The 11821-nt window shown below is 75.3% G+C and carries 9 protein-coding genes; 8 read left to right on the forward strand and 1 reads right to left on the reverse strand.

Translation table 11 applies throughout. The annotated features are described in order from the left end of the window. Positions 1 to 4: 4 nt before the first annotated feature. From RMN57_RS27750 to RMN57_RS27775, 6 genes are all read left to right on the forward strand, one after another. Entirely contained in the window at positions 5 to 1516 is a 1512-nt protein-coding gene (locus RMN57_RS27750) for an O-antigen ligase family protein (protein ID WP_313766018.1), read from the forward strand. Continuing rightward, on the forward strand, positions 1513 to 3231 hold the full coding sequence (locus RMN57_RS27755; protein ID WP_313766019.1) for a lipid II flippase MurJ: 1719 nt from the start codon (positions 1513 to 1515) through the stop codon (positions 3229 to 3231). The genes RMN57_RS27750 and RMN57_RS27755 overlap by 4 nt, the downstream gene beginning before the upstream one ends. Beyond that, positions 3221 to 4177: a polysaccharide deacetylase family protein gene (locus tag RMN57_RS27760; RefSeq protein WP_313766020.1), complete on the forward strand. Its 957-nt coding sequence runs from the start codon at positions 3221 to 3223 to the stop codon at positions 4175 to 4177. Before RMN57_RS27755 ends, RMN57_RS27760 begins: the two co-directional genes overlap by 11 nt. Beyond that, entirely contained in the window at positions 4174 to 5289 is a 1116-nt protein-coding gene (locus RMN57_RS27765; RefSeq protein ID WP_313766021.1) for a glycosyltransferase, read from the forward strand. Before RMN57_RS27760 ends, RMN57_RS27765 begins: the two co-directional genes overlap by 4 nt. A gap of 63 nt (positions 5290 to 5352) precedes the next feature. Continuing rightward, positions 5353 to 6090: a Wzz/FepE/Etk N-terminal domain-containing protein gene (locus RMN57_RS27770; RefSeq protein ID WP_313766022.1), complete on the forward strand. Its 738-nt coding sequence runs from the start codon at positions 5353 to 5355 to the stop codon at positions 6088 to 6090. Then, positions 6087 to 7250 carry a GNAT family N-acetyltransferase gene (locus tag RMN57_RS27775; protein WP_313766023.1) on the forward strand — a complete coding sequence of 388 codons (1164 nt, stop codon included), beginning with the start codon at positions 6087 to 6089 and terminating at the stop codon, positions 7248 to 7250. The genes RMN57_RS27770 and RMN57_RS27775 overlap by 4 nt, the downstream gene beginning before the upstream one ends. Before the next feature lie 16 nt (positions 7251 to 7266). Here RMN57_RS27775 and RMN57_RS27780 read toward each other — a convergent pair whose 3' ends face one another. Beyond that, entirely contained in the window at positions 7267 to 8571 is a 1305-nt protein-coding gene (locus RMN57_RS27780; protein WP_313766024.1) for a glycosyl hydrolase, read from the reverse strand. A 358-nt stretch (positions 8572 to 8929) separates the two neighbouring features. On the opposite strand from RMN57_RS27780, the gene RMN57_RS27785 reads away from it, so the two are divergent. Next, a complete protein-coding gene (locus RMN57_RS27785; RefSeq protein ID WP_313766025.1) occupies positions 8930 to 9862 on the forward strand; it encodes a hypothetical protein in 933 nt (310 codons plus the stop codon). A gap of 234 nt (positions 9863 to 10096) precedes the next feature. Next, positions 10097 to 11695, forward strand: a complete 1599-nt coding sequence (abc-f, locus tag RMN57_RS27790; protein ID WP_313766026.1) for a ribosomal protection-like ABC-F family protein — start codon at positions 10097 to 10099, stop codon at positions 11693 to 11695. Positions 11696 to 11821: the final 126 nt, after the last annotated feature.

The raw sequence follows: 11821 nt of genomic DNA on the forward strand, positions 1-11821 counted from the left end.
CGGCGTGGCCCTCCCCCTCACCGCCGTCCCCGACCCGGCCAGGGCGTTACGCCGGGCCGGAACCGCCCTGCTGGACCGCCCCAGCCTGCTCGCCGCGGCCACCGTCCTGCTGGTCTGCGTCCCCACCGGCGAGAAGGACGTCGCCGCCGCCGTCCACATCACCGCCGCCGACCTGGCCTCGCTGGCCCTGGTCGGCCTCACCGCGGTGCACCTCCTGCGCGGCCGCACCCCCGCGATCGGCCGGACCGCCTCCCTCCAGTTCGGCGCGGTCGTGGCCGCCGCCGCCGTCTCCACCATCGGATCGATCGACCCGGCCACCAGCCTCACCGGATTCGTCCGGCTCACCCAGGTCTTCGTCCTGGTGCCCGCCGCCGTCCTCTGCTCGCTGCGCGACCGCACCGACCAGCGCCTGGTGCTCGGCTCCTTCGTCGCCGCCGCGCTGGTCGAGGGCGTGGTCGGCGCCCAGCAGTACCTCACCCGGACCGGCGCCTCCTACGCCGGGCAGCCGATCCGGGCCGTCGGCACCTTCGGCGCGCTCGACGTCATGGCGATGTCCACCGTGGTCGCCTACGGCCTGCTCGCGGCACTGGCCCTCGCCCTCGGCGAGCGGGGGCCCGGCGGGAACGCCGGGCTGCGCCGGACGATGTACGCGGCCGCGGCCTTCCTGGCCTTCCCGCTCGCCGTCTCCTTCAGCCGCGGCAGCTGGATCGCCACCGGCGCCGCCGCCGCCGTCCTGCTGCTGCGCGCCGACGCCCGGCTCGCGGTCCGCAGCGCCGTCCTCGCGCTGGCCGCGGCGGTCGTCCTGGTCGGCGGCCTCGGCCTCGGCGCCTCCGGCGTCACCCAGCGGCTCAGCTCTATCGGCTCGGTCTCCGCCGCCCCCGACCAGTCCGTCTCCGACCGCTACGACCTCTGGGCCACCGCCGGGCGGATCTGGCAGGACCACCCGGTGGGCGGGGCCGGGCCCAAGGCCTTCCAGCAGCTGCGCGACAGCCACGCCCCGCTGCGGCTCTCCTCCGGCAGCGACGCCGCCGACGCCACCATCGGCTTCCAGCGCGAGCCCCTGCTCTCCCCGCACAACATGTACTTCCTGGTCCTCAGCGAGCAGGGCCTGATCGGCATCACCGCCTACGCGGTCCTCTTCCTCGGCCTGCTGCTGCGCTGCCTGCGACGCGCGAGCGGCACCGGCCTGGCCGCGCTCGCGCTGCTGGTCTGGGTGCTGGTCGACTTCCTCTACGCGGACATCGGCGGCACCACCACCGTGCTGACCTCCGTCGTCCTCGGCCTCGCCGCCCGCACCGCGCACGGCCGGCGCGACAGCAGCGGGTCCGAGCGTGCCGGGTCCGAGCGCCCCGGCGGCGACGGCGAGCCCCGCCCCGAGCCGAAGGGCCGTGCCGCTGCCGAAAGTGACGAGCGACCAGGGAGCGCAGCGACCGCCGGAGCGAGGAGTGTCGGCAGTGGGTCCGAGCGCCCCGGAGGCGAGCGGGCGAGCAGCGGCACCAGCGGGGGCGCCCGATGACCACCGAACCGCCGGCTGCGCTCACCCCCGCCTTCCCCGGGCCGCGCAGCGCGCCCACCGCCGAGCCCCCGGCCGTCGGCGACCCCCGGCACGGCTTCGTCGCCAAGGCCTTCGGCGTCACCGCCGTGCTCACCGCCGCCGGCTCCGTCCTCGGCATGCTCCGCGACCTGCTGCTCGCCACCTTCTTCGGCGCCAACCAGGGCACCGACGCCTTCCTGGTCGCCTGGACCGTCCCGGAGACGGCGGCGCCGCTGCTGATCGAGGACTGCATGGCGTTCCTGATGGTCCCGGCCTTCAGCCTCGCCCTCGTCCTGCGCGAGGAGCGCCCCGACGGCCCCGACCCGGTGCGGCAGCTGGCCCGGGCGACGCTGCCCGGACTGCTGCTGGTGCTGTGCGCGCTCACCCTCGGCGTCGTGCTCGGCGCCCGCCAGCTCGTCGGGCTGCTCGCCCCCGGGCTCGCCGACCCGGAACTCGCCGTCTCCTGCACCCGGATCACCGCGTGCACCATCCTGCCGTTCGGCCTCGCCGGCTACCTCGGCTCCGCGCTGCGCGCGCACCACAGCTTCACGGCTCCGGCCGGCATCTACGTCGCGTACAACCTCACCATCCTGGCCGCGCTGCTCACCGGCCACGACCTGCTCGGCGTGGAGTCGGCCGCGATCGGCGTGGCCGCGGGGAGCCTGCTGATGGCCGCCGTGGTGGCCGTGCCGATCGGGCGCCGGCTGCGCCAGGGCCACCGCGGCCCGGCGCGGTCCCCGCTCGCCGACCAGGGCCTGGTGCTGATCCCGCTGGCCGTGCTCCCGGCGGTCGCCTTCACCCTGACCCGGCAGGCGCAGGTGTTCGTCGAGCGGTACCTCGGGTCCGGACTGCCCCCGGGCAGCATCTCGCACCTCAACTACGCCGCCAAGATCTCCCAACTGGCCATGACCGTGGCGATCCTGCTGGTCACGGTGACCTTCCCGCTGGTCGCCCGCGCGCTCGCGGCCGGGGACCTGGACGCCGCCCGCGACCGGGTGGAGAAGGACCTCGGGCAGGGCGCCGCGCTCGTCCTCATCGGCACCGCCTTCCTGATGGCCTGCGCCCCCTCGGTGGTCGCCCTGCTCTTCCAGCGCGGTGCCTTCGGCCCCCGGGACGCCGCCGCCACCGCCGCCGTCATCCGGGTCTACAGCTTCGGCCTGCCCGCCCAGGCGCTGATCGGCGTGATGATCCGCCCCTACTTCTCGCTCCGCCCGGTGGTCCGCCGGGCCGGGGACCCGTGCGACGACGGCGGCCGCCGGCTGCTCGACTGGTACCCGGCCGCCGCCATGGTGCTCGGCCTCGTCGTCACCACCGCCGTCGGACTGGCCGCCGCCGACCGCTTCGGCGCGCTCGGTCTGGCCGCCGGGAACGCGGCCGGCATCACCACCACGGCCGTGCTGCTGCTGCGCGGCCTGGTCCTGCGGGGGATCGCGCTGCGGCTGCGGCTCGTCCTCGGCGGCCACGCCCGACTGCTGGCCGCGGCCGCCGGAGCGGGCGGCCTCGGCACCCTCGCGGCCGGGCTCGCCACCGACCCCCTGCTCTCGACCCTGCTCGGGGGCCTCACCGTGGCGCTGGCCTTCGCCGCCCTCGGCACCGTCCTCGGTGCCCGCGAGGTGCGCGGACCGGTCCTCGCCGCCGTCCGGGCCCTGAGCCCGCCAGCCGTTGCCGATGAAGGGAAGTTTCCCCATGGACGTTGAACGGGGATCGGTCCGTTCGGCCCTGTCGGGCGTGCTCCGCACCGCCGTGCCGCGCACGGTCGGAGCGCTCGCCGACGCCCCGCGCACGGGGACCCGCCGGCCCCAGGCGCAGCTTCCCAGAAGCCGCCGGCCGGCCCACGAGACGCTCGCCCCGGGGACCTCCTCGCCGTGGATCCTGATGTACCACTCGGTGGCGGTCGAGAAGGAGGACCCGTACCGACTGACCGTCAGCCCCGAGCGGTTCGCCGAACAGATCGCCTGGCTGCACCGGCGCGGCCGGCGCGGCGTCTCGGTCCGCGAGCTGATGCGGGCCCGGGCCGCCGGGCGGGCCGACAACCTGGTCGGCCTCACCTTCGACGACGGTTACGCGGACTTCGCCCGCCATGCCGTACCGATTCTCCAGGCGTACGGCTTCACCGCCACCGCCTACGTGGTCGCCGACCTGCTCGGCCGGGCCAACGACTGGGACGTGAAGGGCCCGCGCAAGAAGCTGCTCACCGTCCAGGAGGTCACCGAACTGGCCGCCGCCGGCTGGGAGATCGGCTCGCACGGCCTCGGCCACCAGTCGCTGCCCGGCCTGTCCCCCGAAGCCCTCGCCGTCCAGACCCGGGAGAGCCGCCGGGCACTGGAGGAGGTCGTCGGCGGCCCGGTCACCGGCTTCTGCTACCCGTACGGCGCGGTCGACCTGCCGGCCACCCTGGCCGTCCGCGACGCCGGCTACGACTACGCCTGCGCCATCGCGCACTCCCCGCTCACCGGCCGGTACGCGCTGCCGCGCTGCTACGTCGGCGACCGTGACGGCGCCTGGCGGCTGCGCGCCAAGCGCGGCCGGCACCACCTCCGCGACACCGTCACCGAGCTTCGCCGCAGCCGCCTCGCCGACCGCCTCGGCCGGGCGGGCACCAGCACCACCACCGTCGACAACGGCGGCGGGAGCGCCCGATGAGAGTGCTGCACGTCGTCACCGGGCTCGCCTCCGGCGGTGCCGAGCGGCAGCTCCAGCTGCTGCTCCGGCACCTACCCGCCCACCAGCACTGCGAGGTGGCCGCGCTGACCAACCCCGGCGCGGTGGCCGCCGCGCTGAGCGCCGAGGGCGTCACCGTCCACCACCTGGCGATGCGCGGCAACCGGGACCTCGGCGCGCTGCCCCGGCTGGTCCGGCTGATCCGCGCCGGCCGCTACGACCTGGTGCACACCCACCTCTACCGGGCCCAGCTGTACGGGCGGCTGGCCGCCCGGCTGGCCGGGGTCCGGGCGGTGGTCTCCACCGAGCACTCGCTGCACGCCGGGGTGATCGAGGGCCGCCCGGTCACCCGCGGGGTCAAGGGCCTCTACCTCCTGGCCGAGCGGCTGGGCACCACCACCGTCGCGGTCTCCCGGCAGGTCGCCCAGACCCTGCACGCCTGGGGCGTCCCGCAGGCCCGGATCGAGCTGATCCCCAACGGCATCGACGCCGCCCGCTACCACCGCCCGGACGCCGACCGGGCCGCCGACCGGGCCCGGCTGCGCACCGAGCTCGGCCTCCCACCGGAGAGCTGGGTGGTCGGCGGGGTCGGCCGGCTGGTCCCCGGCAAGCGCTTCCACGTCCTGGTGGAGGCGGTGGCGGAGCTGGACGACGGGGCCCGGCTGGTGCTGGTGGGCGAGGGCCCCGAGCGGGCCGCCCTGGAGCGGCGGGCCGCCGAACTCGGCCTCGGGGAGCGCCTGGTGCTCACCGGCGAGCGCGACGACGTCCCCGAACTCCTCGCCGCGCTCGACGTGCTGGCTGCCCCCTCGACCGCGGAGACCTTCGGCCTCGGCGTGCTGGAGGGCCTGGCGGCCGGCCTCCCGGTCCGCCACAGCGCCTGCCCGGCGCTGGACGAACTGCCGCCCACCGCCGCCCCGCAGGCCCGCCGGATCCCCTCCGACGCCGCCGCCTACGCCGCGGCGCTGCGCGACCTGCGCCACCTCAACGACCACAACACCGACCCGCTGCCCCGGCCGCCGGCCGTCGGCCACTACGACATCGCCCGGGTGGCCGCCGACCTCGGCGCCCTCTACGACCGCCTGGCCGCCGCCTGAGCCGCCGGCGTCCGAACCGCCGGGCCGTCGGCCGGGCGGGCCCGCACACCCAAGGAGCACCCCATGTCCGAACCGCGCCGAAGCGCCCGAAGCCTGGCTCGCCGCTGGTGGCCGGTCGCCCTCGCGGTGCCGCTCGGCGCCGCCGCCGGCGCCGGGTACGCCGCGGTGGCCCAGCCCTCGTACGCCGCCAACTCCTACGTGATCGTGGTGCCGCAGAACCCGGGCGAGAGCGTGACCGCGGTCAACTTCGCCCAGGCGTACGGCCGGCTGGCCGGGCAGCCGCAGGTGCTCGCGGCCGCCGCCGCGGACACCGGCCGCACCCGCGCCGAGCTGGAGGCGCTGGTGCACGGCACCACCTCGCCGGACGCGCCGATGATCGAGATCACCGGGACCGGCGCCGGCCCGCGCGAGGCGGTCGATGCGGCCGACGCGGTGGCGAGCTCGCTGGTCTCCTTCGCCAACGCCAGCAGCAAGGAGACCGGTGTGCGGCTGGTCCCGCTCGCGCCCGCCGCCGAGCCGGACCGGCCGACCACCCCCTCGCCCCAGCTGGACGTGGCGGTGGGCGGTGCGGCGGGCCTGCTCGTCGGCGCACTGGCGATGATGACCCGCCGCCGGGGCGGCGGCGCGCCCGAGCCGGCCGCCGCGGTGGCCGAGCCGGTGGCCGCCGTACCGGCGCCGGCCGCGCCCGGCCCGCGGGCCGCGGTGGCGCCGGCCGCCCCGGAGCAGGCCGAGGCTCCGGCGAAGGCCACGCCGGCGAAGGCCACGGCTCCGGAGAAGACCGCGGCCGGGGGCGGGCGATGAGCACCGAGGCCCGGGCCACCCCGGGCCTGCCCGGCCAGGCCGGTCCGCCCTGCTGGACCACCGAGCTGCGCCGGGAGGACGACGCCCTCGACGTCCTCGCCGAGGAGTGGGACGACCTGGCCGCCCGCTGCCGGACCGCCACCTTCTTCCAGGCCGCCGTCTGGCAGCGCTCCTGGTGGCGCCAGTACGGCCGCCCCGGCGGCCTGTTGGTGGTGCTCGTGCGCCGGGACGGCCGGCTGGTCGGCGCGGGCGCGTTCGGGCGCCGCGGGGGTCCGCTCGGCGGCCTGACCGGGCTCGGCGGCGGCCTGTCCGACTTCACCGACGTGCTGCTCGACGACTCCTGCGCCGACCGGGCCGCCGCGGAGTTCGCCGCCGCCCTCCCGCTCACCCGCCCCTGGCACACCCTGGAGCTGCGCGAGGTGCACCCGGAGGCCGCCGTGCAGCGGGTGTACGCGCACTGGTCCGGCCGCCGCCGGCGGTTCGACGACTCGGTCTGCCAGTACCTGCCGGGCGTGCCGATGGAGGAGCTGCTGAAGCGGCTGAAGGGCAAGACCGCGCAGCGCAACCGGGTGAAGCAGCGCAGGATCGCCGAGGCCGGGGTCGAGGTCCGCACGACGCCGCCGGAGGAGGTGCCGCAGGCGCTCGCCGAGTTGCTGCGGCTGCACTTCCTGCAGTGGCAGGAGCGCGGCGTCACCCCGGAGCACCGCACCGAGCGGTTCGCCCGGCACCTGGCCGACTCCACCACGGGCCTGGTCGCCGGCGGCCTGGCCGTGGTGCACCGGTTCCTGCTGGAGGGGGAGCTGGTCGCGGTCAACGTGCTGCTGCTCTGCCCGTCCTTCAGCGGCCTCTACCTGTACGGCGCGCACCCGAAGCTGCGCGAGCGGCTCGACATCGCCGGGCTGCTCTTCGGCGCGGCGCTGGACGAGACGGTCGCGGCCGGCATCCCGGTGATAGGCCTGCTGCGCGGCCAGGAGCCGTACAAGCAGCGCTGGCGCCCGGACCAACTGCCGAACCAGCGGCTGCTGTTCGGCTCCCGGGGGCCGGCCCCCGGGCTCACCGCCCGGGCGGGCGCGGTGCGGGCCCGTCAGGCCGCGGTGCACCTGCTCGACGAGCGGATGCCCGGGCTCAAGCAGGTGCTGCTGGCCCGCCGCCGGAGCTGACCGGCCGCCGCCCGCCTCAGCGCCGGGCCGGCCGGCTGCCCGGCGACGGTTCGGCGGACGCGGACGCGGAGGCGGAGGCGGGGGCAGGGGCGGACGCCGAGGGCGAGCCGGTGGCCGCGGCCGTGGCGGTGGCCGCCCCCGAGGGTGAGGCCGCGGCCGGGGCCGTCGCCGTGGGAGAAGGCGGCGCGGTCGGGGAGGCCGGTGCGGCCGGGGTCGGTGGCGGGGTGATCTGCGGGGTGATCTGCGGGGTGGGCGCCGGGGGCGTCGGCTGCGTGCCGTCCGGCGTCCCCTTCGAACCGGTCATCAGCTGCTTGAACCGGGCGCTGGAGCGCGGGTTCTGCCCGCACTGCCAGAACCCGTGCGGGCAGTAGTCGGTGACGGTCTGGTAGCTGGTGTCGTGGGTGCGGATCCACTCCACCATCCGCTGGACGAACTGCGGGTTGTCGCCGTTCCGGAACAGCCCCCACTCCGGGTAGGAAACCGGCTTGCCCCGCTTGGCGGCGAACTCCACCTGGTCCTGCAGCCCGTACGGCTCGCGCACGTAGTCGTCGAAGGTGGCGCCGGCGGGCTGGTCGTAGTTGTCCATGCCGATGATGTCGACCACGTCGTCACCGGGGTAGCACTTGGTCCACGGGATCGCGTCCAGCCCCCGGTTCGGGGCGAAGTCGAAGCGGAACCGCTGCCCGGGCACCGAGCGCATCACCGAGACGATCCGCCGCCAGTACGCCTTCCACGCGGTGGGGTCGGGCTTGCAGCGGTGGGTGTAGGTGACGCCGTTCATCTCCCAGCCGAGGGTGAGCACGGTGTCCGCCCCGCCGAGCGCGACCAGCCGCCGGGCGAGCCTGAGGAAGTGCTGGTCGAACTCCCCCCGCGCCCCCTGGCCGAGCAGCCGGGCCACCTCGCCGTCCGGGACGTCGGCCTCGTTGGGGACCAGCATCGGCACGCCGAGGACGAGCATCCGGGACGGGTCGGCCAGCCGCCACTGCGACCAGAGGCCGAGCACCACGGGCTCGCCCTCGACGTCCGCCCAGCCGTTGCCGGCCAGATAGGTGTGGCCGACCTGCAGATTGGCGTTGCCCAGCCACTGCGCGTACCGGCCGATCTGCGGGATGTACCTGTCCCAGGAGCCGACGAAGGCGCCGAACGGCGGCTCGTGGCTCGGCCGCTGGACGACCGGCCGGGGGGCGGCGCCGCGCGGCTCGAAGGCGTCGGAGGAGAGGCCGTGCCGTTCCGTCTGGCTGAGCGGGGTCCCGGCGGGGACGCTCGCCGTGGTCAGCAGCAACAGGGCGGCGGCGGCCAGCGCCAGGCGGCCGATTCGCATGGTCTCTCCTCCGGGCTTCACGGGGCGCGGGGCCGGGTGGACGGACCGTGGTGCCCCGTGCGCCGACAGTAGGCCCGGCGGGGGAGGATCGAGCAGAATGTCACCCCAAAGTGGGCGATATTCGAACGCCGTCCGTCGCAAGCGCGTCGTGTATCACCTCTGTAACAGTCCGCCAGGCCGCGGGAGCCCTACCCGGCGCGCCCGCCGGAGGGCCGGTCGGCGCCGCGGCGGCCCCGACCTCGCAGGTGGGCGGGCGGGTCGGGACGAAGGTCGCGAATCGGCTGCGTACGGTCCCGCCGTCCGGACGGACGGCCGAGTCCGGCTGACTCGCGCGGGTGGTGAAAGGTACGCTCCGCCCGTGTCCTGGAAGCCGCTGCGTGTACTCACCCCCCGATCGATCCTCCCTGCCCTGGCGGTGCTGCTGGTCCTTGTGGCGGGCGCGGCCGCGCACGCCAACAAGCCGGTTCCGTTCGGGGACCGGGTCGCCGGGCCGGGCGGTGCGGAGGCGAGCCCGGTCAACGCGCAGTCGGTGAGCGCGGCCGATCTGGAGCTGAAGGTCGGCCCCGGACTGGAGGCGTACGACCGCGTCACCGGTGAGCACACCTGGTCCTACCGCCGAGAGGGCGCCACCGCGCTGTACCTGTCGATGGCGGGCGAGAGCGCCGTGGTGGTCTGGGACGACGGTCTGGTCACCTCGGCCCGGCCGGGCGACAAGGAGGTCCGCTGGCACCGCGCGGTGCCCGGCCTGGCGGACTGGCTGCGCGGCGAGGGCGAGCCGGGCGCCGACAAGCGCACCGAGGAGCAGCGCCGGCAGCTGGCCACCGAGCGCGCCGCCGCGGCCCTGCACACCGTCCAGCAGTCCTCGCCCTGGGTGGCGGTGGTCACGCCGAACCTGACCATGGGCTTCCGCGACGCCGACGGCGACCTGCGCTACAACTCCAAGCCGGCCGGCAACTGCGTCTACGACCCGATCCGGACCGTGGGCACCGACTACGCCGTGCTGGTCCCGCGCAGCTGCACCAACAGCAGCGGCCAGCCGGTCTCCGGCGGCATCTCCGGCTACCGGCTGGACAGCACCGGCTGGCAGCTCAACGCCGGTCCGGCGGTGGCGCTGAAGCCGCTGGACGGCCGCCGGGTGCTGATCTCGGACGGTCCGATCGTCGGCCCCAAGGTGTTCGACACCAAGGCCGCCGCCCCGGAGTCGGCCTGCGGCAGCGCGGCCGAGCCGTTCGCGGCCGTCCGCCCGCAGGGCTCCTGCGCGGCGCCGGAGGCCGCCGGCGACCAGCAGTGACCGGCGCCGGGCCCGGTGCGCCGGGCCCGGGTACGTGCACCCCCGGGCGGTGGTTCTCCGGGCCCTTCCGCGGGCCCGGTAGACTTGCCGCCATGGCTGTTCTCTCCGGGCACTAGCGGGCGAGCGCCGCCGCCTCGTGCGGTGAGCCGACCGCCGCGACGACGCCCCCATCCGCTGCCCCGGCCCTGTGACCCGTCCAGGGCCCGCCCACGTCCCAGGAGAAGTAACCCAGCCATGATTTCCGCCAACGCCCTAGAGCTGCGCGCCGGTGCCCGGATCCTGATCGAGTCCGCGAGCTTCAAGGTCGCCCCCGGTGACCGGATCGGCCTGGTCGGGCGCAACGGCGCCGGCAAGACCACGCTCACCAAGGTGCTGGCCGGCGAGGGCCTGCCGGCGGCCGGCACGGTGACCCGCTCGGGCGAGGTCGGCTACCTCCCGCAGGACCCGCGCACCGGCGACCTCGACGTCCTCGCCAAGGACCGCATCCTCTCCGCGCGCGGCCTCGACACCGTGCTGAAGAAGATGCGCGAGAACGAGGACCGGATGGCCAACGGCAAGGGCGCCACCCGGGACAACGCGATGAAGAAGTACGCCCGGCTGGAGACCGAGTTCCTCACCAAGGGCGGGTACGCCGCCGAGGCCGAGGCCGCCACCATCGCCGCCGCGCTGGGCCTGCCGGACCGCATCCTGGGCCAGGAGCTGCACACCCTGTCGGGTGGCCAGCGCCGCCGCGTCGAACTGGCCCGGATCCTCTTCTCGGACTCCGACGTGCTGCTGCTCGACGAGCCCACCAACCACCTCGACGCCGACTCGATCGCCTGGCTGCGGGACTTCCTGAAGACCTACAAGGGCGGCTTCATCGTCATCTCGCACGACGTCGACCTGGTCGAGACGGTCGTCAACAAGGTCTTCTACCTGGACGCCAACCGCTCCGCCATCGACGTCTACAACATGGGCTGGAAGCAGTACCAGCAGCAGCGCGAGGACGACGAGAAGCGCCGCAAGCGCGAGCGGGCCAACGCCGAGAAGAAGGCCGCGACCCTGAACGCGCAGGCCGACAAGATGCGCGCCAAGGCGACCAAGACGGTGGCCGCGCAGAACATGGCCCGCCGCGCCGAGAAGCTGCTCTCCGGCCTGGAGCAGGTCCGGCAGAGCGACAAGGTCGCCAAGCTGCGCTTCCCGGACCCGGCCCCCTGCGGCAAGACCCCGCTGACCGCCAGCGACCTCTCCAAGTCCTACGGTTCGCTGGAGATCTTCGCCGGCGTGGACCTCGCGATCGACCGCGGCTCGCGGGTCGTCGTGCTGGGCCTCAACGGCGCCGGCAAGACCACCCTGCTGCGGATGCTGGCCGGGGTGGAGCAGCCGGACACCGGTGAGGTGATCCCGGGCCACGGCCTGAAGATCGGCTACTACGCCCAGGAGCACGAGACCCTGGACCCGGACCGCACGGTGCTGGAGAACATGCGTTCCTCGGCTCCCGACACCGACCTGGTGCAGATCCGGAAGATCCTCGGTTCCTTCCTGTTCTCCGGCGACGACGTCGACAAGCCGGCCGGAGTGCTCTCCGGCGGTGAGAAGACCCGGCTCGCGCTGGCCTCGCTGGTGGTCTCCAGCGCCAACGTGCTGCTGCTCGACGAGCCCACCAACAACCTCGACCCGGCCAGCCGCGAGGAGATCCTCGGCGCGCTGCGCGAGTTCACCGGCGCCGTCGTGCTGGTCACCCACGACGAGGGCGCGGTCGACGCGCTCCAGCCGGAGCGGATCATCCTGCTGCCGGACGGCGTGGAGGACCTCTGGAGCCCGGCGTACGCCGACCTGGTCTCGCTCGCCTGACCGAACAGTCGGGTCCGGTCCGGACCTGGACGCGCGGTCCCCTCTTTGGACCAGAAAATCTAGTCCTTACGGCGTGTCCGGGAATGAAGAGGTCCCGGATTCCGTTTAAGGAGCTTCCGTCGGCCC

It is taken from the genome of Kitasatospora sp. CM 4170 (assembly GCF_032110285.1).
In the GTDB taxonomy this organism is placed as follows: Bacteria; Actinomycetota; Actinomycetes; order Streptomycetales; family Streptomycetaceae; genus Kitasatospora; species Kitasatospora aburaviensis.

Bases quoted from the DNA above. Each gene is read 5' to 3' on its own strand.
- RMN57_RS27780 (WP_313766024.1), bottom strand. From the start codon at position 8,571: ATGCGAATCGGCCGCCTGGCGCTGGCCGCCGCCGCCCTGTTGCTGCTG.
- abc-f (WP_313766026.1), top strand. From the start codon at position 10,097: ATGATTTCCGCCAACGCCCTAGAGCTGCGCGCCGGTGCCCGGATCCTG.
- RMN57_RS27775 (WP_313766023.1), top strand. From the start codon at position 6,087: ATGAGCACCGAGGCCCGGGCCACCCCGGGCCTGCCCGGCCAGGCCGGT.
- RMN57_RS27765 (WP_313766021.1), top strand. From the start codon at position 4,174: ATGAGAGTGCTGCACGTCGTCACCGGGCTCGCCTCCGGCGGTGCCGAG.
- RMN57_RS27770 (WP_313766022.1), top strand. From the start codon at position 5,353: ATGTCCGAACCGCGCCGAAGCGCCCGAAGCCTGGCTCGCCGCTGGTGG.
- RMN57_RS27760 (WP_313766020.1), top strand. From the start codon at position 3,221: ATGGACGTTGAACGGGGATCGGTCCGTTCGGCCCTGTCGGGCGTGCTC.
- RMN57_RS27755 (WP_313766019.1), top strand. From the start codon at position 1,513: ATGACCACCGAACCGCCGGCTGCGCTCACCCCCGCCTTCCCCGGGCCG.